The 21,481-nt window shown below is 73.9% G+C and carries 17 protein-coding genes and 1 riboswitch; of the genes, 10 read left to right on the top strand and 7 right to left on the bottom strand.

What is annotated here, in order from left to right; all coding sequences use genetic code 11:
- Positions 1-294: 294 nt before the first annotated feature.
- The 4 genes from IT347_04395 to IT347_04380 form a co-directional block, all read right to left on the bottom strand.
- Complete coding sequence (locus IT347_04395; protein ID MCC6348818.1) at positions 295-807, bottom strand: DUF4388 domain-containing protein; 513 nt, start codon at positions 805-807, stop codon at positions 295-297.
- 151 nt (positions 808-958) lie between these two features.
- Complete coding sequence (locus IT347_04390; protein ID MCC6348817.1) at positions 959-1,906, bottom strand: MBL fold metallo-hydrolase; 948 nt, start codon at positions 1,904-1,906, stop codon at positions 959-961.
- Positions 1,906-2,682 (bottom strand): enoyl-ACP reductase, encoded by a 777-nt coding sequence (locus tag IT347_04385; GenBank protein MCC6348816.1) that lies wholly within the window; start codon positions 2,680-2,682, stop codon positions 1,906-1,908. Before IT347_04385 ends, IT347_04390 begins: the two co-directional genes overlap by 1 nt.
- A 38-nt stretch (positions 2,683-2,720) precedes the next feature.
- The gene (locus IT347_04380; GenBank protein ID MCC6348815.1) at positions 2,721-4,700 is read right to left on the bottom strand and encodes an APC family permease; all 1,980 of its coding nucleotides are present in this window, start codon (positions 4,698-4,700) and stop codon (positions 2,721-2,723) included.
- A gap of 62 nt (positions 4,701-4,762) precedes the next feature.
- Between IT347_04380 and IT347_04375 the strand changes: the two genes are divergently transcribed.
- The 5 genes from IT347_04375 to IT347_04355 all read left to right on the top strand — a co-directional run bounded on the left by IT347_04375 (position 4,763) and on the right by IT347_04355 (position 12,432).
- Positions 4,763-6,340, top strand: a complete 1,578-nt coding sequence (locus IT347_04375) for a T9SS type A sorting domain-containing protein (GenBank protein MCC6348814.1) — start codon at positions 4,763-4,765, stop codon at positions 6,338-6,340.
- A 107-nt stretch (positions 6,341-6,447) separates the two neighbouring features.
- Positions 6,448-7,068 (top strand): uracil-DNA glycosylase, encoded by a 621-nt coding sequence (locus IT347_04370; GenBank protein ID MCC6348813.1) that lies wholly within the window; start codon positions 6,448-6,450, stop codon positions 7,066-7,068.
- Between the two features lie 103 nt (positions 7,069-7,171).
- A riboswitch (cobalamin riboswitch) is annotated at positions 7,172-7,370 on the top strand.
- A 105-nt stretch (positions 7,371-7,475) separates the two neighbouring features.
- Positions 7,476-9,521, top strand: coding sequence for a TonB-dependent receptor (locus IT347_04365; protein ID MCC6348812.1), 2,046 nt, complete (start codon positions 7,476-7,478; stop codon positions 9,519-9,521).
- Positions 9,522-9,538: 17 nt separating this feature from the next.
- The gene (locus tag IT347_04360; GenBank protein ID MCC6348811.1) at positions 9,539-10,963 is read left to right on the top strand and encodes a hypothetical protein; all 1,425 of its coding nucleotides are present in this window, start codon (positions 9,539-9,541) and stop codon (positions 10,961-10,963) included.
- A gap of 20 nt (positions 10,964-10,983) precedes the next feature.
- A complete protein-coding gene (locus IT347_04355; GenBank protein MCC6348810.1) occupies positions 10,984-12,432 on the top strand; it encodes a M48 family metallopeptidase in 1,449 nt (482 codons plus the stop codon).
- A gap of 45 nt (positions 12,433-12,477) precedes the next feature.
- Here IT347_04355 and IT347_04350 read toward each other — a convergent pair whose 3' ends face one another.
- Together IT347_04350 and IT347_04345 are read right to left on the bottom strand one after the other, a co-directional pair.
- The gene (locus IT347_04350) at positions 12,478-14,325 is read right to left on the bottom strand and encodes an alginate lyase family protein (protein ID MCC6348809.1); all 1,848 of its coding nucleotides are present in this window, start codon (positions 14,323-14,325) and stop codon (positions 12,478-12,480) included.
- Positions 14,322-15,470: a glycosyltransferase family 4 protein gene (locus IT347_04345; GenBank protein ID MCC6348808.1), complete on the bottom strand. Its 1,149-nt coding sequence runs from the start codon at positions 15,468-15,470 to the stop codon at positions 14,322-14,324. The genes IT347_04350 and IT347_04345 overlap by 4 nt, the downstream gene beginning before the upstream one ends.
- 97 nt (positions 15,471-15,567) lie before the next feature.
- Between IT347_04345 and IT347_04340 the strand changes: the two genes are divergently transcribed.
- Entirely contained in the window at positions 15,568-16,263 is a 696-nt protein-coding gene (locus tag IT347_04340; GenBank protein ID MCC6348807.1) for a haloacid dehalogenase-like hydrolase, read from the top strand.
- Between the two features lie 67 nt (positions 16,264-16,330).
- On the opposite strand, the gene thrH is transcribed toward IT347_04340, so the two are convergent.
- Complete coding sequence (gene thrH / locus IT347_04335) at positions 16,331-16,957, bottom strand: bifunctional phosphoserine phosphatase/homoserine phosphotransferase ThrH (protein ID MCC6348806.1); 627 nt, start codon at positions 16,955-16,957, stop codon at positions 16,331-16,333.
- Between the two features lie 140 nt (positions 16,958-17,097).
- Between thrH and IT347_04330 the strand changes: the two genes are divergently transcribed.
- The 4 genes from IT347_04330 (at position 17,098) to IT347_04315 (ending at position 21,403) form a co-directional block, all read left to right on the top strand.
- Positions 17,098-17,571 (top strand): Lrp/AsnC family transcriptional regulator, encoded by a 474-nt coding sequence (locus tag IT347_04330; GenBank protein ID MCC6348805.1) that lies wholly within the window; start codon positions 17,098-17,100, stop codon positions 17,569-17,571.
- Positions 17,568-18,914: an L-lysine 6-transaminase gene (locus IT347_04325; GenBank protein ID MCC6348804.1), complete on the top strand. Its 1,347-nt coding sequence runs from the start codon at positions 17,568-17,570 to the stop codon at positions 18,912-18,914. The genes IT347_04330 and IT347_04325 overlap by 4 nt, the downstream gene beginning before the upstream one ends.
- Positions 18,915-19,055: 141 nt before the next feature.
- A complete protein-coding gene (locus tag IT347_04320; protein MCC6348803.1) occupies positions 19,056-20,555 on the top strand; it encodes an MBL fold metallo-hydrolase in 1,500 nt (499 codons plus the stop codon).
- Positions 20,556-20,557: 2 nt separating this feature from the next.
- Positions 20,558-21,403: a DMT family transporter gene (locus IT347_04315; protein ID MCC6348802.1), complete on the top strand. Its 846-nt coding sequence runs from the start codon at positions 20,558-20,560 to the stop codon at positions 21,401-21,403.
- Positions 21,404-21,481 lie beyond the last annotated feature (78 nt).

Raw genomic sequence — 21,481 nt, 5'->3', positions numbered from 1 at the left:
AGGCCAGGTGGGCGGCGTCGCGGTTCGCGGACCGGCTCGAGCTGCCGCTCGAGGACCTCTTTCGGCACGCACTCACGTGCCTGGCCCCCGCGAGCGCGAGGCGTGTCCAGGCGCCAGCGCCTGGGGCGTGAGGGCGGGCGGGAGACCGGGATGCGTCCACCCAGATCGCGCTTCCGGACGCGCGAAGGACGACCTACTCACTCGCGCGCCGTCGGACTGTGCACGGTCGCGGCTCCATCGCGAATCCCACACCCTCCGCGCGTGCGCCATCGGCGCCCCGCGCGCCCGGCACGGTCAGGCGGCGCGGTCGGTCCGGGTCGCGAGCTCGGCGGCTTCGCGCGACCGCAGGGCTTCGGTCAGCAGGCGGTCCAGGTCGAGGTCGAGCGTGATGTCCTCGTCCACCGCGCACTCGCCGCGGTGAAAGGCGAAGGCGCCGTCCTGCCAGAGGAGCAGGTCGCGCAGGATGCGCCGCTGAACCTCGAGCACGGCCCAGTCGAGCTGTTCGGGCGTGAGCGCGCCGCTTTCGACGAGCACCTGGCCGAGGCGCTTGCCGGGCACGTCCTGCTGCCAGGCGGCGGCGAACTCGGTGGCCTCGGGATGGACGAGACCGGCTTCGGCCAGCACGTCGCCGAGGCGCTGGTGCAGCGCGGACGTCCGCGTGAAGGCCGACAGGCCGTCGAGCACGAAGACCTCGGCGCACTCGTCCCCGCGGGTGAACTCGAGCCGTCCGGTCGCCCGCGCCGATTGGAGCAGGCGCAGGATCTGGATGGGCAGGAACGGGTCGAGCGTGCCGCTCAGGGTGAGCATGGGGCCTCCGGAAGGCGGGAATCCGGATCGGGTATCGGACCCGCCGCGCCCGGGCTTGAAGCCATTGTCGCGGGGCGCGCCCGGCGCTCCGGCGGGCGGGACCGACCCGCGATGCGGGGTCTTCGCGGTCCGTGGACCGGGCCGGTCACCGTCAGTAGCGCTCGAGGTCATGCCCGATGGTCACCGGCCCGGTGAATCCGCCGGCGCGCACGCCCGCGATCAGTTCCTCGTCGGTGCCGCCCATGCGCACGATGTGGTGGAGCACGAGGCGCTTTGGCTGCGCGCGCGCGGCGATCGCGCCGAGCTCGCGGTCGGAGGTGTGGAACGCGTGCATGTACCTGGGCCACGCGTCTCCGCCCGGGCGGTCCTCGGGCTTCAGGCGCACCTCCGGGTAGACCTCGTGGATCAGCACGTCCACGCCGCGGGCGGCCTGTTCGAGCGCGGGGCAGGGCGCGGTGTCGCCGGAGATCACCACCGACTTGCCGGGCGCGTCCACGCGGTAGGCGAGCGCGTGCTTCCAGTCGCCGTGCATCACCGGGATCGCGCGAATGGTGACGCCGGCCGAGTCGTACACCACGCCGCCGCCCGTCTCGCGCACATCCGCGCGCCAGCCGCCGGGCTGGCCGCGCTCGAGGCCGTTCGTGCGCACGTCAATGTCCTCGCTCCAGGCCTCGAGGATCCGCTCGGTCATGCGCCGCGTGCCGGGCGGCCCGACGACGCGCAGCGGCGTACGGCGGCCCATCACCCACGAGGTGAGGAGGACGTCCGGGTAGCCGAGCGTGTGGTCGCTGTGCAGGTGGGTGAGGAACAGCGCCGTGATCGCCCCGCCGCGGTAGGGAAGCCCGGCGGCGTCCATCTGCCGCATCACGCCCGGGCCGGCGTCGAACACGAACAGCCGCCCGCCCGCGACGACCGCCGTCGCCGGACCCTGCGCGAGGTGGTTGGGCACCGGCATGCCGGTGCCGAGCAGGATCACCGTCGTGCTCTCGGGCAGCGCGCGCGCGGCCGGCGCCTGCGCGCTCGCCGGTGCGGCGCCGATCGTGCACGCGGCCGCGATCAGCAGCGTGGCGGGGCGCGCGAGGGCGAAGCGGGACGCCATCACATGCCGAGGATGTGCCAGCCGGCGTCCACGTAGAGCGTCGTGCCGGTGATGCCGCTCGCCAGGTCGGAGAGCAGGAACAGGCCGGCGGTTCCGACCTCCTCCTTGGTGATGCCGCGCGCGAGCGGCGCCTGGCCGGCGTGCTCCTTGAGCATCTCGGTGAATCCGCGAATGCCGCGCGCCGCGAGCGTGTTCACCGGGCCCGCCGACAGGGCGTTCACGCGAATCCCGCGCGCGCCCAGCTCGAACGCCATCTGCCGCGTCGCCTGTTCGAGCACCGCCTTGGCGCTGCCCATGACGTTGTAGTTGCGGATCGCCCGGGTGGCGGCGAGGTAGGTGAGCGTGAGGACGCTCGCGCCGTTCTTCTCGAGCAGCGGCAGCGTGCGGTGGACGACGTTGAGGTACGAGTACGCGCTCACCTCGAGCGCGAGCTGGAAGCCCTCGCGCGGCGTCGCGACGAAGCCGCCCTCGAGGTCCTCCTTGCGCGCGAACGCGATGCCGTGCACGAGCATCTCGATCGAGCCCCAGCGCTCGCCGAGCTGCCTGGCGACCGCGTCGATCTCCTCGTCGCGGGTCACGTCGCAGCCGATCGTGATCGCGCCCGGGATCGTCGCGGCCAGGGCCTCGACGTCGGGCCGCAGCCGTTCGCTGGCGTAGGTCAGACACACTTGCGCCCCGGCCCGGGCGACGCACTCGGCGATCGCCCACGACAGGCTGCGATGGTTGGCGACGCCCATGACGAGCGCGTGCCGGCCCTGCAGGTCAATGCCGTACATGAAACCTCCCGCACCGCCCGGCGCACCGGCTCCGGGCTTCAGGCCGATCGCTTCTGCTCCCAGACCCGGATCGGCAGGATGATCACCTGGATGCCCGCGAACTGGAGCCGGCGCTGGATGGAGAACGCCGTCTCGTGGTGGAGCGTGCGCGTGAACACCGTCTCGCGCTGGAAGACGAGCTGGCCGGCGAACACCATCGAGCGCCGGAACTCCTTCTGCAGGTCGAGGCAGATGTGCTCGAGTTCCTCGATCAGGTCGGTGCCGAGCGTGAAGCGGTATTCGGAGTAGTAGCCCATGCGCATGCCCAGCTCGACGTACTTCTCGAGGTCGCCGCGGACCTTTTCCTCGAGCGCTGCGACGCTCTCGGTGCCCTTGAACTGGCCCGAGTCCACGAGCCCGACCGAGACGAACACGAGGTTCTTGAAATGGCGCGGGAACATGCGCTGCACCGACAGCAGCGTGTGGATGCCGAGGCCGGCGTACGCCTCGACGAGCACCACGGCGGTCGGCCCGTCGGGCGCCAGTTCGGGCGCGACCTCGCGCTCGGGCAGCGGCAGGTCGGTGAGCACCTCGTCGAGGCTCTTGAGCACGCCGCGCACCTGATGGTAATGGCGCCGGACCAGCATGCAGAGCGCGACGAACGTGCCGGTCACGACCAGCGTGACCCAGCCGCCGTGCTTGAACTTGACGATCGAGGTGACGACCAGGATGGCGCCCGTGACGAGCGTGCCGAGCGTCGCGAGCGAGATCGCGCGCCGCCAGTGGGGCAGCGTCGCCCGCAGGTTCCACCAGTGCCGCACCATGCCCATCTGCGACAGCGTGAAGGTGAGGAACACGTTGATCGAGTACATGACGACGAGGATCTTCACCGAGCCCTGTGTGTAGAGCAGCGTCGCGACCGCCGCGAGTCCCATCGTCACGATGCCGTTCTGGGTGACGAGCCGCTCCGAGAGGTGCGCGAAGCGCTTGGGCACCCAGTTGTCCACCGCCATCGCCGCCAGCGTGGCGGGCCCGGCGATGAAGCCGGTCTGGGCGGCGACGAACAGCAGCGCCCCCTCGGAGAGCAGTGTGAAGACCACGATCCACCGGCCGAAGTCCCAGCCGTCCGCGTTCCAGCTTCGCGTCATGGACTCCCACAGAACGGCGTTGAGCGTCTTGCCCGTCTGGTGCTCGATGCCGAACAGCAGGTAGCAGAGCAGGATGCCGCCGGCGGTGAACGACAGCGAGAACGCCATGTAGGCCATGGTCCGCTTGCCGGTCTCGACCCGGGGTTCGCGCAGCATGGCGGTGCTGTTGCTGACCGCCTCGATGCCCGTGAACGTGCCGCCGCCGAGCGAGAACGCCTTCAGGAACAGCAGCACGACCGTGACCCAGCCCAGCTCGTTCACCGCGCTGCGGGTGTCGGCGACCGTGTCGCCGACCAGCGTGTGCACCTGCGGCAGGTGCGTCGCCACGCCGTAGACGATCATGAAGAAGTGCGAGAGGACGAAGGCGACGAAGATCGGCATCAGCACCGACACCGATTCCTTGATCCCGCGCAGGTTCAGCCCGGTGAGTCCCGCGACCAGCAGCAGCTCGATGGGCAGCTTCAGCGCCATCCAGCCGTGCGGCAGGAACGAGAAGATGGCGTCGCAGCCCGAGGCCACCGAGATCGAGATCGTGAGCACGTAGTCCACGACCAGCGCGGCGCCCGAGACCACGCCGGGCGCGCTGCCGAGCAGCTTGGTCGCGACCAGGTAACCGCCGCCGCCGCTCGGGAACAGCTCGATGATCTGGGTGTACGACGCGGCGATCAGGAAGACCGTGAACACCGTGGCCACGGTCAGGTAGAGTGCGAGGTGGGTGTGCTGCCCGAGGGCGAGGAACGCCTCTTCGGGGCCGTAGGACGAGGACGAAAGCCCGTCCGAACCCAGTCCCACCCACGCGAAGAACGCGATCAGCGCGAGCTGGTGGTGGATGCGTGGGTCGAAGAGGTTCTTTCGGCCTCCGATGAGAAGGCCCCGCAATCGGTCGAGCACCGGGGGAAGCTAGAGTATCGCCCCGGGCCTTTCAAGACCCGGTCAAGTCCGACGTGACCCACATGCAACGAATGGACATCGGCCTGCTCGCGGCGCTGCTGCTCGCCGCGACGGGCGCGGGCGACCGGCTCGCGGCGCCCGGAAGGATCGCCGCCCCGCGCGCCGCCGCGACGGGCGCCGCGGGCCCCGCCGTGCCACGCTTCGCGCTCTTCGGCTGGGTCAGCCCGCCGCGCGCGCAGGCTTCGGCGGAGCGGTACGCCGAGCTGGCACGGGCCGGCTTCAACGTCACCGTGCTCGCGTGGCAGGACTCCGGAACCGTCGCCGACAACCGCGACCGGCTCGCCTGGACGCGCCCGCTGGGCGTTCGGAATCTGCTCCTCGACATGGACCTCGCGCGGGTCCCGCCGGGCGACAGCACGGGGCTCGCCTGGGCGGACTCGGTCGCGGCGCGCTATCGCGACGACCCCGCGTTCCTCGGCTACTACCTGGGCGACGAGCCGGGGCGCGAGGACTTCGCCGAGAAGGCCTGGTACTTCGCGCTGCTGCGCGAGCGCGACCCCGGGCACCTGTCGTGGAACAACCTGCGGGGGCGGCAGGTGTTCGCGAGCCGCGAAGCGTGGCTCGACTACACGCGCGCCTACGTGCGCGAGGTGCACCCGGCGGTGCTCTGCAACGACCACTACGACTTCCTCGAATCGGGCGACCGCGGGGAGTTCGTCGAAAACGTCGCCGGCCTCGCGGCGGTCGCGCGCGAGAGCGGCCTGCCGTTCTGGGGCATCGTCCAGCTCGTCGGGCACGGCCCGTTCCGCGAGGCGACGCCGCCGCTGCTGCGCTGGCAGGTGGCGCACTGGCTCGCCTACGGCGCGCGCGGCATCGGCATCTTCACCTACTGGACGCCGCCGCCGGATCCGCAGTGGAACTGGCGGCCGGCGATGATCACCTGGGAGGGCGGGCGCACCGCGCTCTACGACGCCGTGCGGACGCTGAACGCGCGGCTGCTCCCGCTGGGTGAGGCGCTCGCGGGCGTGCAGTGGCTCTCGACCGAGCACGCCGGCTCCGTGCCCGCAGGGGGCACCGCGTTTTCGCCCGACTCGCTGCTCGCGTCGGTGGAGGGCCGGGCGGCGCTCGGCACGTTCGCCGACTCCTCGGGCGCGCCGTGGCTGTTCGTCGCCAGCGCCGATTCGAGCGCCGCGCGCACGGTCGCTCTGGTGCTCGCCTCCGCGGGCCGGCGCGCGTGGCGCTGGCGGGACGCCGGCGACTGGGAGCCGCTCGCCGTCGGAGCGGACCGGCGCGTGACGCTGGATCTCGCCGCCGGCGATTTCGCGCTGCTGCGCTTCTCGGGCGCGCTCGATTCGCTGCGCTCGGGGCGCGGCGGACTGCGACTGGCGATCGCGCCCAACCCGGCGCGGGACGGCGTGACCTTCACGCTCGCGGGCGTGAGCGGACCGGCGAGGCTCGAGCTGCTCGACGTCGCCGGACGGCGCGTCTGGTCGCGCGCCGTGGAGGGCGGTGAGGCCACGCTGCGCTGGAGCGGCGAGCGCGAGCGCGGCGGGCGCGCGGCGCCCGGAATCTACTTCGCGCGCGCCGAGGACTCGCGCGGCGTGCTCGTGCGCCGGGTGACCTGGCTGGGGGGCCCGTGAAACGCGCGACGGCGCGCCAGGCCCCGGGCCGCTGGCCCACGCTCGAGGCGCTCGGCCGGGCGATCGTCGTGTGCGAGCGCTGCCCGCGCCTGCGCGAGTACTGCGCGATGGTCGCGCGCGTCCGGAAGCGCGCCCACCGCGACGAGGACTACTGGGGCCGCCCGGTGCCGGGTTTCGGCGACCCGCGCGCCCGCGTGATGCTGGTCGGTCTCGCGCCGGCGGCGCACGGCGCCAATCGCACCGGCCGCATGTTCACCGGCGATTCGAGCGGCGACTGGCTGTTCGAAGCGCTTCACCGCCACGGCTTCGCGAACCAGCCGACGAGCGTCTCGCGCGACGACGGCCTGCGGCTGCGCGACTGCTGGATCGGCGCGGCCGCCCGCTGCGCGCCGCCCGGCAACAAGCCGCTGCCCGGGGAACTCGCGAACTGCCGCGACCACCTCGCCGCCGAACTCCGGCTGCTCGAACGCCTGCGCGTCGTCGTCGCGCTCGGCCGCATCGGCCACGAGGCCTTCCTGCGCGCGAGCGGCTGGTGGGCGAAGCTCGCTCCCCGCGAGCGCCCCGCCTTCGCGCACGGCGCCGAGGCACGGCTGCCCGACGGGCGCGTGCTGCTCTCGAGCTTTCACCCCAGCCGCCAGAACACCAACACCGGCAAGCTGACGCGAGCGATGTGGCACGCGGTGTTCGCGCGGGCGCGCGATCTGGCCGAGGCGGCGAAGTCCTCCTGACCCGCGCGGCCGTCGGCGCGGCGCGCGCGGCGCGGCGCGGACGTGCGCCCGAACCGGCCGCGCGCGATCCCGGTTGACGAAGCGCGCGGTTCGCGTGCATGGTGCGCGCCGACATCTTCCGGGTGCCCGCATCGCGTGGGGTAACAGGGAAGCGGGTGAGAATCCCGCACGGTCCCGCCACTGTGATGGGCGCATCGCGCAGCAACGCCACTCGCGGCCCTGCCGCGGGGAAGGCGCGCGAGCCGCGGCGAAACCGCTGCGGCGCCCAAGTCAGGAAACCTGCCCGGAAGCCACAGGCCCGTCGCCTCGGTTGAAGGCGCGCGGCAGCCGCGGACTTCCGCGCCGCCCCGCCCTCGCGACCGACCACCGCGACGGCGGGGCTTTTCGATTCGAGCGCGAAGGACGCCGTGATCGAGCTGCTTCTCATCACCGCACTGAGCGGCCCGCCCGACGGGGCCGCGGCCCCGGCCGCGGCGCCGGGCGCGATCGCGTCGCCCGTCGCGACCGACTCGCTGCCGCGGCCGGTCGCGACGCTGCCGGCGATCGAGGTCCGCCGCGAGCGCGCGCGGCTCGACGCGCGACGCCGCCTGCCCACCGCCAGCGTCACCGACCTGCCCGCGGGAGCGTCGAACCGCGCGATCGAGTCGCTCTCGGAGGTGCTGTCGGCCGCGGCCGGCGTGCGCGTGACGCAGTACGGGGGCCTCGGCTCGTTCAGCACGCTCTCGCTTCGCGGCGCGCCGGCGGGGCAGGTGTCGGTCTTCCTCGACGGCGTGCCGCTGACCTCGGCGGCGCACGGCGTCGTGAACCTCGCCGACCTGCCCGTCACCGCGGTCGAGCGCGTCGAGGTCTATCGCGGGCTCGCGCCGCTCGGCTTCGGCTCAGCCACCCCGGGCGGTGCGGTGAACCTGGTGACCGCCGGAGCCCCGCATCTCGCAAACGCGCGCGCGGCGTACGGCTCCTTCGGCACGGCCGAGACGCGCGCGACTTGGGGAGACCACCGCGGAGCGTTCGCCTGGCTCGCGCACGCGGGCTGGCAGGGCTCCGGTGGCGACTTCCGCTTCTTCGACGACAACGACACGCGCTACAACACCGCCGACGACGAGTGGACGACGCGACGGAACTCGCGCTACGACGCCGGCACCGCCCTGGGTCGCGTCGTCTGGTCGCCGCGCGAGGACCTGAGCTTCACCGCGCGCGGCGAGCTGTTCCGCAAGGCGCAGGGCGTGCCGGGCCGCGGCGCGAACCAGGCGCCGAACCCGCGCCTCACCTTCGCGCGCGACCTCGGCGCGCTCGATGCGGCCCTCGCGCCCGCGAAGGCGCGGCCCGGCGTCACGCTGCGCGCCCACGCCCAGCGCGAGCGCTCGCGCTTTCGCGACCGCGAGGGCGAACTGGGGCTGGGCGTGCAGGACATCGACGACGGGTTCCTCGATCGCGGCCTCGGTGCGGAGGTGGCCTCTCCGGCCGGCTGGCGCTGGCTGACCGCCAGCGCGGGGCTCGCCGCGCGGCGCGAGGACGCGCGGCCCTCGCCGCCCACGCTCGGCCTGCCGACTCCGCCGCCCAGCCGCCGCGAGACCTCGAGCGCGCACGCGGGATTCGAGCTGCACCTGGCCGACGACGTGCTGCTCGTGCACGCCGCGCGCCGCTGGGACCGCCAGCACGACCGGCTGCGCGCGACGCTCGTCGCCGGCCAGCCCTACGCGCTCGATCAATCGCGCGTGCTGAACTCGCCGCAGGCCGGGGCGCGCCTGCGCCTGAGCCGCGGCTTCGAGGCGCGCGCCAACTGGACGAAGAGTTCGCGCGCGCCGGAGTTCCTCGAGCTGTTCGGCAATCAGGGCGACGTGCTCGGCAATCCGAAGCTCGTGCCCGAGCGCGGCGAGAGCTGGGACGGGGGCGGCGCCTGGCGCGGCCGCGCCGGGGCGCTCGAGGCCTCGCTCGAATGGACGGTGTTCGCCTCGCACCTGCGCCAGCTCATCGTCTTCCTGCCCGCTTCGCAGCGCAGCGCGCGCCCGGGCAACCTCGGAGCGGCGGAGATCCGCGGCGACGAGCTGGCCTGGCGGGCCGCCTGGCGCACGCTGGCGTTCTCGGGGGCGCGCACCCGCACCTCTGCGCTGCAGACCGACCCGGCCTCGCTCTACCACGGCCGGCGCATTCCGCAGCGGCCGGAGCACGAGACGTACGCGCGGCTCGACGCGCGGCACGGCCCGTGGACCGCGGCCCTCGACGTGCTGGACGAGGGCGACAGCTTTCTCGATCCGATCAACTTCCGCCGCACTCCCGGCCGCACGCTCGTCGGCGCGTCGCTCTCGCGCGGCTTCGGGCGCGTGCGCGTGACGCTCGAGGGCAAGAACCTCGGCGACCGGCACGCCGAGGACGTCGGCGGCTATCCGCTTCCCGGCCGCAGCGTGTTCGTCGCCTGCGACGCACGCCTGGGGCCGGAGCCTTCCCACCCGTGATTTCGAAGGAGACCCGCATGCTCTCGCACCTCGCTCTTCCCCCGGCCGCGGCCGCCCGCATCCTCGCGCTGCTTCTCGTGGCGGCCGCGGCGTCTCCTTCGTTCGCCGCGTCGTCGAAGGCGTTCGTCTTCGGCACGGACTGGACGACCGGAAGCCTGTCGGCGGTGGACCTGGCGCCGCGCACGAACCACTGCGACGTCGCCGGCCCGGGTTCGGACGCGAGCCTGCGCTACCACGCGGGCCGCCTGTACGTGGTCAACCGCTTCGGTGGCGACAACGTGCAGGTCGTGGACCCCGTGAGCTACGCGACCGGGCCGCAGTTCTCGGTCGGCAACGGCTCGAACCCGCACGACATCGCCTTCGCCTCGGCGACCCGCGCGTACGTCACCCGCTTCGAGTCCGCCGATCTGTGGATCGTGAACCCGCAGAGCGGCGCGCACACCGGCACGATCTCGCTGGCCGCGTTCGCGGACGCCGACGGCGTTCCCGAGATGGACCGCATGGTGATGGTCGGGCCGCTGCTCTTCATCTCGCTGCAGCGCGTGAACCGACCCGGCGGCTTCGTGCCCACCGACACCGCGCTGGTCGCGGTCGTGGACACGCGCGCCGACACGCTCGTGGACTGCGACCCGGCGCGGCCGGGAACGCAGGCCATCCGGTTGCAGCTCACCAACCCCGCGACGACGTTCCAGTTCGACGCCGCCTCGAGCCGTCTGCTGATCGGCTGCGCCGGACACTACGGCGCGCTCGACGGCGGCATCGAGTGGCTCGATCCCGTCCATCTTGCGAGCGGCGGCGTCGCCATCACCGAGGCCGAGCTGGGCGGCGACGTGAGCGACGTCGTCTGGAACGACGCGCAGAAGTCGTACGCGATCGTCGCCGATCTGGCGGGCAACACCGCGCTCGTCCGCTGGCGCGCGGCGGACGGCACGACGCTCGGCGCGCTGTGGTCGCCGGGCGGTTACAGCCTGTCGGACGCCGAACGCAACGACCGCGGCGAGCTGTGGGTCTGCCGCAACAGCTTCGGCTCTCCGGCGCTGCGGGTCTACGACATCGCCACCGACACGCCCTCGGGCGCCGACCTGCTCTGCACGCTGCCGCCCGTCGCGGTCACCTTCGACGCGCCGAGCGCGCAGGTGGCGGGGGTGGAGGGCGCGCGGGCCGAATCGGGGTTCGCCCCGGCGGCGCCCAACCCGGCGCGCGACGTGACGCGCTTCGCCGCCGTGCTGCCCGCGGCCGCCGAGGTGCGACTCGAGATCTTCGATGCGGCCGGCCGCAGGGTGCGCCGGCTCGCCGGCGGCGAGTTCGCCGCCGGAGCGCACGAGTTCGCGTGGGACCTGCGCGACGACGCCGGCGCGCCGGTGCCGGCGGGGCTCTACCTGGCGCGCTTCGGCGCGGGCGGCGCCACGCGCGTGCGCCGGGTGGTGGCGCTCGGCCGATGAGCGCATGACGGCGGGCGGCGGTGCGGCTATGGTCGCGCCGCCGACGCCCCACCGCTTCGCCCGCCATTCCTAAGGAGGTCGCCCTGCCGTCGCCGCGCCGTATCGCCGTCCCCGCCGCCGCGCTGCTCGCGGCCGCGGCGCTCGCGCTGGCCGGCGCGCCGGGGATTCGCACGGCCGGCGCGGTCATGATCCGCGCCGACTCGGTGAGCGCCGACTCGCTGCGGCCGGCCGGCCCGGCGGCGATGACGGCGGGCGGGACCGCCGAGTCCGCGCCCGCGCCGCCCCGCGATTACCTGGCGGAAGCGCGCGCGTCCTACACGCCGGTCAATCGCGCCTACCAGAACACGCGCGTGGTCACGGCTTTCGCGGGCCCGATCCTCGGCGCGCTGGTGCTGCTGGTGCTGCTCTTCACTGGAATCTCGGCGCGCTTCCGCGACATCGCGCACGCGCTCGGCCACCGGCTGTACGTGCGGGTGCTGGTCTACTTCGCGCTGCTGCTGACCGCGACCACGCTGCTCGGCCTGCCGTTCGCCTGGTACTCGGAGTTCGCGCTCGAACACCAGTACGGCCTCTCGACGCAGACGCTGCCGGGCTGGCTGCTCGACACGCTCAAGGCGCTGGTCTTCAACCTCGTCGCCCTCGGCGTGATCCCGATCCTCTACGCCGCCTGGCGCGTCGTGCGCCGGCATCCGCGCGGCTGGTGGTGGCGCCTGGCCGCGGGCACCGCGCCCATCGCGCTCGCGGCCGTGATCCTGCAGCCGCTGGTCTTCGATCCGCTCTTCAACCGTTTCGAGCCGCTGCGCGACGCCGGCCTGCGCGGCGACATCCTGGCGCTCGGCGCGCGCGCGGGCATCCCGGCGAAGCACGTCTTCCAGGTGGACATGAGCCGGCGCACGAAGAAGCTCAACGCCTACGTGAGCGGCTTCGGCGGCTCGCAGCGGATCGTGCTGTGGGACACGACGCTCGAATCCATGCAGCGCGACGAGATCCTGGTGGTGATGGGTCACGAGATGGGCCACTACGTGCTCCGCCACATCTGGAAGTCCATCCTCGTGATCGCGATCGGGGCGTTCGCGGTCTTCTGGCTGGCGGAGCGGCTCACGGCCTGGATGCTGGCCGCGTGGGGCCGCCGCTGGGAGGCCGAAGGCCCCGGCGACCTGGCGGCGCTGCCGGCGCTGTGGCTGTCGCTTTCGCTCGTGATGGCGCTGGCGACGCCGGGGCTGAACGCCCTGTCGCGCGGCGTCGAGCTCGAAAGCGACGTCTACGCGCTCGAGATCACGCACGACAACGACGCGGCGGCGCGCGCGTTCCTCAAGCTGGCGCAGGACAACCGCTCGAACCCCGAGCCGTCCGAGTGGGTGAAACTGCTGCTCTACAGTCACCCGCCGCTCGCCGATCGCATCCGCTTCGCGCTCTCGTACCGCCCGTGGGAGAAGGGCGAGCCGAACCGCTTCTTCCACGGCCGGTAGCGCGCGCCGCGACGCGCGGACCGGTGCGCGTGCGAAGGCCCGCGCCTACTCGAGCTCGATGCGGGTCGTGGCGCGTTCGGCGCCGAAGGCCGCGGTCAGCCGCGCGGCCGCGACCCGCGAGCCGAAGCGCGGGGCGTGCTCGGAGGGCTCGAGCCGCCATGGCGCCAGCCCCTCGGCGACGAAGCGGGCGCGCGTCGCGCCGACGGCGACCTCGGCGCGCTGGCCCGCGAGCGTGACCGTGGCGCCGGGGGAGAGCGGAAAGACCGCGTGCGCCTCGCGGCCCCGGACACGGTCCTCGATCCGCACGAGGCGGCCGGCGACTTCCACGCGCCGCTCGTGTCGCTCGCCGCTTTCCCACGTGCACAGCTGGAAGTCGCCGTTGGCGACGACCTGCGCGCGCGCGCCCCACAGGAACGGCCCCAGCGCGCGGCTCTGGTTGCGGCCGCCGAAGTGGACGGTGGCGTGGGCGGGCGTGCCGCGGCAGCGCCCGCGCGCGGCTTCGTCCTCCTGGTAGGCGAACGTGCCCGGGTCCACGACCACGCCGTCGCCGCCGTTCCACACGGTCACCGACAGCGCGTCGGCGTGGCCGTGCGCGGCGAGCGTGCCGAGCCCGAGGGGGCCGTGGTCGAAGGTGACCAGCAGCCCGCGGTCGCGCCACACCGTCCAGCCGCCGTGCGGGAAGTTGTGGATGCCGTCGGCGGCCTCGCGCGGCGCGCGGCCGACCGCGCCGAACAGCAGCACGGCGAGCCCGGTCGCGCCCGCGTCGAGCGCGTCGTCGCCGATGCGCGCCGCGAGCGCGTTGCCGACCAGATCGGTGCGCGTGGGGCCGTCCCAGGCGAGCAGCACGCGGCCGTCGTCCTCGTCGCCCACCTGCGGAACGCGCCCGTCGGGCAGGCGCACGGCGCGCATGAAGTCGAGCGACAGGCCGAGCCGCTGCCAGACTTCGGGGCGCACGGACTCGCCCGCGCGCTCGGCCGCGCTCAGCGCGATCAGCGCCAGCTCCCAGACGAACGGCACGTAGCCGAACGCCTGCTCGGCGTTCACGCCGTCGGGATGGAACTGCGCGAGCAGCGCGCGCTCGAGGCGCGAAAGCCCGAAGCGGCGCAGCGAGCGGGCGCCGCGCAGCGCCGGCCACAGCGAGCCCGCCACGGTGATCGCGGCGAGCTCGGCGAGCAGGTGGTTGTTGGCGCTCGATCCGAGGCTCAGGTGGTCGCGGCACCAGCGCGCCTGCTGCGCGAGCAGGCCGAGCACCGCCTCGGGCTCCTCGACCGCTTCGGGCCCGAGCAGCGCCAGCGTGGCGCTGCCGGTGAGCACGCGCAGCGCCATCTCGATGCCGCTGGTGTGGTGGATGCCGCGGCGAAGCGGTGCGTGGGCCGCGAAGTCGGCGAGCCAGCGGGCGGCGCGCGCCGCGTGCTCGGGCTCGCGGCGCAGCCGCGCCGCCAGCACGAGCGAAGGAAGCGGCGTCAGCCGGCCCAGCTCCCACGTGTACTTGGCGCCGCCGGCGAGATCGCCGCGCCGCGGATCGAGCGCGGAGCTCGGCAGGTCGGGCCACTCGGCGCCGGTCAGCGGGTTGGCGTTCCAGCGCGGCGGGTCCGTGAGGGCGACGTCGTGCCCGAACAGCCGCCAGCGGCCGGCGGCGATCGCGGCCGCCTCGTCGAACGCGCCCGCGAAGCCGTCCGCCGTCACCGGCGGATGCAGCCAGCGCGCGGCGACCGGCGAGGCCAGCACGGCCCCGGCGGGCTCCGAGTAAAGTCGCGCGAACGCCTCGCGCGGCGACTCGCGCTCCCAGGCGGGCACGAACCAGCGGTCGCGGGCGGCGGTGGCCAGTCGGTGCGCGATCTCGCCGGCCGACATCGCTCCGAGCCGGTCCAGGTACCAGCGCGCACGTCTCACGGCCGGCCCCTGCCCGCGAGCAGCTCGCGCGTCGCCGCGACGATGCGCGCCGCGGCCCGGTCGGGGTGGAAGGCCTCCACGTCGCGCCGCAGCTGCGCGCCGAGCCGCTCGCGCAGCCCGGGCTCGCCGCTCAGGCGGCGCAGCGCCGCGGCGAGCGCCTCGGCGTCTCCGGGCGTGACGAGCAGGCCGTTCTCGCCGTCGCGCACCAGGTCGGCGATCGCGCCGACCGGCGTGGTCACGACCGGAAGGCCGAACGCGCCGGCCTCGTACAGCACCGCCGGAATCCCCTCGTTGTAGCTCGGCAGCGCGAACAGGTCGTGGGAGCGGAACTGCTCGTAAAGCGCCTCACCGGTGAGCGCGCCGGTGAAACGTGCCCGGCCATCGAGCGACAGCTCGCCCGCGAGCGCCTTCGCCGCCTCGAGCTCGCCTTCGAGCTGGGCGGGTCCGACCACGGTCAGCTCGATCGCTTCGCCCTCGTCGAGCAGCCTTCGCAGCGCGCGCAGCAGATCGTGCACGCCCTTGCGCCGACCCACCTGCCCGACGTACAGGACGCGCGCGGGGCCCTCGCGGCGGACCTCGCTCGTGAACGCCGCGCCGCGTTCGAACACCTCGCGCCGCAGGGTCGAAGGGCAGACGGCGATCGGGCAGGCCAGGCCCCAGCGCTCGAACAGCGCGCGCCACGGTTCGCCCAGCACCAGCATCGAGTCGAAGCCGCCGAAGCCCGCGCGCACGATCCGCCCGAGCAGGCCGCGCCGGGCGAGCACCTCGCGGATGTCGCCGGCGTGCTGGTGCCCGAGGACGAGCGCGCCCGAGCGCCGGGCGATCGCGGCCAGCGCCAGGTCGCGCAGCACGCCCGAGAGCGTCCCCGCGACCGGCACGTAGACGACGTCGGGGCGGAAGCGCCGCGTCGCGCGCAGCACCCGCCAGGCGTGGACGAACGCCCAGCCGAAGTTGAGCGCGTCGAAACGGCCCTGCGAGGATTTGGCGCGCCGCTTGGTGGTGTCGCAGTGCGCGATCTCGAAGGGCGCGAACCCGGGCGAATCGAGGATCGCCTGCGTGAACGTCTCCACGCCGCCGATCGGGGGCGGCAGCGGACCGACGATGAGCAGGCGGGGCCTGCGCGCGGCTTCGCTCACGTGGGACAAGGTCCCTCTCGGGTTCGGGGGCGCGACCATCGAGGCCACGGAATCCTAGCCCGGACCGGGCGCTTCGCGAAATCGCCGCGACTCGCTAGGCTGCGGCATGGACCGTTCGCCGCCGCCGCTGGTCTGGCTGTTCGACGTGGATGGCACGCTCGTGCGCACCGAGGGCGCGGGCCGCGAAGCGCTCGAGCTGGCGTTTCGCGACCTGTGCGGCATCGAGGGCGCGCTCGACGGCGTGGCTCTCGCCGGCCGCACCGACACGCTCATCCTCGCCGACGTGCTCGCCCGGCACGGCCGCGCGCTCTCCGACGGCGAGCGCGAGCGCTTCTGGTCCGCGACCGGGGCGCACCTGGGCCGGTTGCTCGCCGGCACGCGCGGACACGTGCTGCCGGGCGTGCGCGAGCTGCTGGATGCGATCGCGGCGGAGCCCGCGCACGTGCGCGGGCTGCTGACGGGCAACATGCCCCCGTTCGCGCGGATCAAGCTCGCCGCGTTCGGGCTGTTCGAGCACTTCGCCTTCGGCACCTACGCCAGCGACGGGCCGGACCGCAACGCGATGGCGCGCGTCGCCGTCACGCGGGCGGCCGAGCGCTGGGGCGCGCCGCCCTCGCGCTGCGTGGTCGTGGGCGACACCGAGCTGGACATCGAGTGCGCCCGCGCCGCCGGCGCTCACGCCGTCGCCGTCGCGACCGGCGGCCGGACGCGCGCGCAGCTCGCGCCGCACGCGCCCGACCTGCTGCTGGACGATCTCGGCGACGCGCGGGCGCTGCTCGACTGGGCGCGCGCGCTGCGCTGAGCGTGCCCCGGCGCCCGTCCGGCGGCCTCGCGCGAAGGGAGAAAGGAGCCGCGCGTGCGGCGCGCCTTCAGCCCTGCTTCTCGCTCTCGTCCAGCCGGCGCCGCGCGTCGGTGAAGAACGCCAGCGCCTCGTCGAGGTTCTGCGCCTCGGGCGCTCCGGGGAACTTCGCGCGCAGCGCTTCGACCGGGCGGAACATCAGCGGGTAGTCGCACGAGCCCAGCAGCGAGTAGTCGTTCATGCTGTCGCCCATGGCCGCGACCTTGAAGCCGGCGGACTTGAAGCCGGTGACGAGCCGCTCCTTCTGCCCGCGAATGCGCAGCTTGATGCCCGCGAGCTCGCCGGCCTCGTCCACCTCGAACTGGTTCGCGAACAGGTTGACGCCGCCGAGCCTGGCGGCGATCGGGTCGGCGAACTCGTGGAACGTGTCCGAGATGATGATGACGTTGCCGAGGGCCCGCAGCCGGGCGACGAACTCGCGCGCGCCCAGGTAGGGCTCGACGGCGTGCGCGATGACCTGCAGGTCGGCCAGGCGCAGACCCGCCGCGCGCGCGGCCGCGACGCGCAGGCGCATCAGCTCGTCGAAGTCGCCGAGGTCGCGGGTCGTGAGCGAGAACTCGCGGACCGAGAACTGCGCGCCCAGCGCGGGCCAGATTTCGGGGGCGAGGCAGCCTTCCAGGTCGAGGGCGAAGATCATGGTGGCGGCACCCTACCCGGAGGTTTCGCGCGCCGCCAGTCGGTTCCGGGCGGAACGGCCGTGGCGCAATAATCCATTCGGTTGACAGACTATCCTGCCGAAAATATAATGGTCACATGGTCACGCGACCGTACGAACACTTGAAGCTAGACGCCAAGGACCGCCGCATCCTGCAGCTCGTGCAGCGCGACGGAGCCAGCGCCCAGGCCGAGATCGCGAAGAAGGTCGGACTCTCGACCGCCGCCGTGAACGAGCGGCTCCGCAAGCTCGAGGCCTCGGGCGTCATCCGCCGCTGGACCGCGCTCGTGCGGCCGGAGGCCGTCGGCGCCTCGATCACGGCGTTCGTGGAGGTGTTCATCGAGAACCCGCGCTTCGAGTCCGCGTTTCTCGAGCGCGTGACCCGCTTGAACGAAGTCCAGGAATGCCATCACGTCACCGGCGAGTTCTCGCTGCTGCTCAAGGTGCGGGTGCGCGACATGGAGTCGCTGCAGCGCCTGCTGCTCGAGCAGCTCGCCGCCCACGACGGCGTGCGGCAGACCCGCACGGTGATGGTGCTGTCCACCACCAAGGAAGAAACCTACGTCGAGCCCGTCGCCCGAGGAGCCGAGTCATGAGCAAGCACATCGCCCCGAACCAGGTGCACGACACGCTGCACCGCCACATGCTGGCGGACGGCTACGACATCGTGCTCGATCTCGAGAAGAGCCAGGGCCGCCGGATTTGGGATTCGCGCGGCAACCGCTCGTTCCTCGACCTGTTCTCGTTCTTCGCGACCTTTCCGATCGGCTTCAACCACCCGAAGCTCAAGGACGGCGAGTTCCTGGCCCGCCTGACGCGCGCGGCGCTCGTCAACCCGACCAACTCGGACATCTACACGACCGAGATGGCCGAGTTCGTGGACACCTTCGGGCGCGTCGCCATGGGCCCTGACTGGAAGCACGCCTTCTTCGTCGCCGGCGGGGCGCTGGGCGTCGAGAACGCGCTCAAGGCGGCCATGGACTGGAAGGTGCGGCGCAACTTCGCGAAGGGCATCGAGCGCGAGGAAGGGCACCGGATCCTGCACTTCCGCGACGCCTTCCACGGCCGCAGCGGCTACACGGTCTCGATGACCAACACCGCCGACCCGCGGAAGTACCAGTACTTCGCGAAGTTCGACTGGCCGCGCGTGAGCAATCCGGCGCTGCGCTTCCCCGTGGACGCCGCCGAGCTGGCCCGCGTCGCGCAGGCCGAGCGCGCCTCGCTGGACGAGGTGAAGGCCGCGTTCCACGCCGACCCGCACGGCATCGCCGCGGTGATCCTCGAGCCCATCCAGGCCGAGGGCGGCGACAACCACTTCCGTCCCGAGTTCCTCAAGGCCCTGGTCGCGCTCGCGCACGAGAACGACGCGCTGTTCATCGTGGACGAGGTGCAGACCGGCGTCGGCCTGACCGGGACCTTCTGGGCCTACCCGCAGCTCGGCGTGCAGCCGGACCTGCTCGCGTTCGGCAAGAAGATGCAGGTCTGCGGCTGCCTCGGGGGCGGGCGCGTGGACGAGGAGCCGCAGAACGTCTTCCGCGTCAAGAGCCGCATCAACTCGACCTGGGGCGGCAACCTGGTGGACATGGTGCGCTGCCAGCGCTACCTGGAGATCATCGAGGAGGAGAAGCTGGTCCGGAACGCCGCCACCGTCGGCGCGCACCTGCTCGCCGGCCTCGAGGCGATGCAGTCGCGCAGGGCCGACGTGCTGTCCAACGCGCGCGGCCGCGGCCTGATGTGCGCCGTGGACTTCCCCGACGGCGCGACGCGCGACGCCGTCGCGAAGAAGGCCTACGAGCTGGGCATGATCATCCTGCCGTGCGGACACCGCTCGCTGCGCTTCCGTCCGCCGCTCGACATCACCGCCGCCGAGGTGGACGAAGCGCTCGGCATCGTCGAGAAGGCCACCGACGCGGTGCTGGCGACCAGCGCCGCGAAGTAGGGCCGGTTCGCCCGGCGCCGGAGCGCCGCCCCGGGAAACACGCAGGGCCGCCGCGGCGCACGCGGCGGCCTTCGCGTTCGCGGCCGCGTCCGGGCCGCCGGCACTTGCGCGCCGCGCGCGCGCGCTCCAAGGTGCGCGGTCATGCCCGCGAGTTCCGCACCCAGGCCGATGTTTCGCGACGCCGCCGTGATCGTGCTGGTGCGCGGCCGCGGCTCCGGGCTCGAGGTCTTCTGGGTGCGGCGCGGCGATGCCGTCCCCGTTCAGCCGGGCTTTCAGGCGTTCATCGGCGGCAAGGTGGACGGGGCCGACGCCGAGCTGCCGCTGCCCGGCGTCGCCGACGAGGCCGAGCGCGCCGCGCGCGCCTGCGCCATCCGCGAGACGCTCGAGGAGACCGGCGTGCTGGTCGGCGTGCACGGCGCCGCCGACGCCGGCGCGCGGGCCGCGGCGCGCGCGCGGCTGCTGGCCGGCGGCGTGTCGCTCGCGGCGATCGCGCGCGAGCACGGCTGGAGCTTCGATCCCGCCGAGCTCGAGTTCGCGGGCCGCTGGCGGACGCCGGTGTTCGCGCCGGTGCGCTTCGACACCCTTTACTACCTGGCGCGCGTGCCCGAGGGCCAGGAGCCGGAGATCCTTCCCGGCGAGCTCGCGCAAGGGGAGTGGGTGAGGCCCGCCGACGCGCTCGCGCGCTGGGAGCGCGGCGAGGTCACGTTCGTCGCGCCCATCCTGTGGTCGCTGCGCGCCATCGCCGCGGGGGAGGACGGCCTCGCCGCCCGGCTCGCCGAAGGGCCCGAGGTGACCGGCCGGCCCGTGCGGCGCATCGAGATGCAGCATGGCGTCGTGATGCACCCGATGCGCACCCGACCCCTGCCGCCCGCCCGGCACACGAACGCCTACCTGATCGGCGTTCGCGACCTGACGCTCGTGGACCCCGGCGCCGGCGAGCCGGCCGAGCTGGAGGCGCTGTTCGCCCTCGCCGGCATGCTCGAGCGCGAAGGCCGCCGCGTGACGACCGTCATTGTCACGCACCATCACCCCGACCACACCGGCGGCGTCGAGGCGTGCCGCGAACGCTTCGGCGCGCGCGTCGCCGGCCACGCCGCGCTCGCGCCGCACGTGAAGCTCGACACCGTGCTCGCCGACGGCGATCTCGTGCGGCTCTCGCCCGGCGATCCCGCGTGGGACCTGCACGTGCTCGCGACGCCCGGGCACACGCGCGACTCGCTCAGCCTGTGGCGGCCCGCGAGCCGGGCGCTCTTCTGCGGCGACCTCGTGCCGGGCGGGCCCGGCAGCGTGATCATCGATCCGCCCGACGGCGACATGGGGCAGTACCTCGCCTCGCTCGAACGCCTCGCGGCGCTGAACCCCGGAACGCTGTTCCCGGCGCACGGCTCGCCGCAGGGCGCGGCCGTGCGCCGCATTCGTCAGCTCATCGAGCACCGGCGCGGCCGCGAGGCGAAAGTGCGCGCCGCGCTGCGCCCGGCGCCGCGTGCGATCGCCGAGCTGCTGCCCGAGGCCTACGCCGACACGCCGCCCGATCTGTGGCCGCTCGCCGAGCGCTCGCTGCTCGCGCACCTGCAACTGCTCGAGCGCGAGGGCCGCGCCGCGCGCGAGGGCGACCTCTGGCGGGGCGCGGGCGAAGCGTAGCCATGCCGTTCCTGCTCGCGTTCGCCTCGTCGCTGCTCTACGGCTCGGCCGATTTTCTCGGCGGCTGGGCTTCGCGCCGCGGCCCGGTGCTGGCGGTGACCGCGGCCTCGCAGGCGATCGGGCTGCTCGCGCTGCTCGCCGCCGCCCTCGCCGCCGGCGGCGCGCTGCGGCCCGAGGCGGGCGGCTGGGCCGTCGCGGCCGGGGTTTCGGGAAGCGTCGGCGTGCTGCTGCTCTACCGCGCGCTCGCGGTCGGCACGGTCAGCACCGTCGCGCCCGTCATCTCGATGATCGCCATCTTCCTGCCCGTCGCCTTCGGGCTGCTCGCGGGCGAGCGTCCCGGGCCCGCCGCGCTCACCGGCATCGCGCTCGGCGTGCTCGCGGTCGCGCTGATCGGCGCTGGCGAGCGCGGCGGCGGGACGCGCGCGTTCCCGACGCCCGCGGCGCTCGCCACCGCGGTCGCGAGCGGCCTGTTCGTCGGCGGCTTTCTCGTCTGCATCGGTCGCATCCCCGCGGGCAGCGGCCTGTGGCCGCTCGCGCTCGCCCGCGCGGTGGGCACCGTCGCGCTCTCGCTCGCGCTGCTCGCGCGCCGCGGCGAAGCGCGGGTGCCGCGCGGGCTGTGGCCGGCCATCGCCGGCTGCGGCGCGTTCGACGTGACGGCGAACCTGCTCTACTGGCTCGCCGCCCGGCACGGGCCCCGGAGCCTCATGGCCACGCTCGTCTCGCTCGCGCCCGCCAGCACCGTGGTGCTCGCCCGGCTCGTGATGCACGAGCGCCTCGCGAAGCTCCAGCAGGCCGGCGTGGCGCTCGCGCTCGTCGCGATCGCGCTGCTCGCGCAGGGGATGCCGTAGGCGCGCGCCAGGCGCGGGCGGGCGGCCGCCCCGCACGTGCGCCCGGCTGGCGGTGTCCGAACGGTCCGCGCTAACGTC

The organism is Candidatus Eisenbacteria bacterium (assembly GCA_020847735.1).
In the GTDB taxonomy this organism is placed as follows: Bacteria; Eisenbacteria; RBG-16-71-46; order RBG-16-71-46; family RBG-16-71-46; genus CAIXRL01.
This window is presented reverse-complemented; position numbering and strand designations above follow the sequence as displayed.

Bases quoted from the DNA above. Each gene is read 5' to 3' on its own strand.
- IT347_04395 (MCC6348818.1), bottom strand. From the start codon at position 807: ATGCTCACCCTGAGCGGCACGCTCGACCCGTTCCTGCCCATCCAGATC.
- IT347_04390 (MCC6348817.1), bottom strand. From the start codon at position 1,906: ATGGCGTCCCGCTTCGCCCTCGCGCGCCCCGCCACGCTGCTGATCGCG.
- IT347_04385 (MCC6348816.1), bottom strand. From the start codon at position 2,682: ATGTACGGCATTGACCTGCAGGGCCGGCACGCGCTCGTCATGGGCGTC.
- IT347_04375 (MCC6348814.1), top strand. From the start codon at position 4,763: ATGCAACGAATGGACATCGGCCTGCTCGCGGCGCTGCTGCTCGCCGCG.
- IT347_04370 (MCC6348813.1), top strand. From the start codon at position 6,448: ATGGTCGCGCGCGTCCGGAAGCGCGCCCACCGCGACGAGGACTACTGG.
- IT347_04360 (MCC6348811.1), top strand. From the start codon at position 9,539: ATGCTCTCGCACCTCGCTCTTCCCCCGGCCGCGGCCGCCCGCATCCTC.
- IT347_04340 (MCC6348807.1), top strand. From the start codon at position 15,568: ATGGACCGTTCGCCGCCGCCGCTGGTCTGGCTGTTCGACGTGGATGGC.
- thrH (MCC6348806.1), bottom strand. From the start codon at position 16,957: ATGATCTTCGCCCTCGACCTGGAAGGCTGCCTCGCCCCCGAAATCTGG.
- IT347_04325 (MCC6348804.1), top strand. From the start codon at position 17,568: ATGAGCAAGCACATCGCCCCGAACCAGGTGCACGACACGCTGCACCGC.
- IT347_04320 (MCC6348803.1), top strand. From the start codon at position 19,056: ATGCCCGCGAGTTCCGCACCCAGGCCGATGTTTCGCGACGCCGCCGTG.
- IT347_04315 (MCC6348802.1), top strand. From the start codon at position 20,558: ATGCCGTTCCTGCTCGCGTTCGCCTCGTCGCTGCTCTACGGCTCGGCC.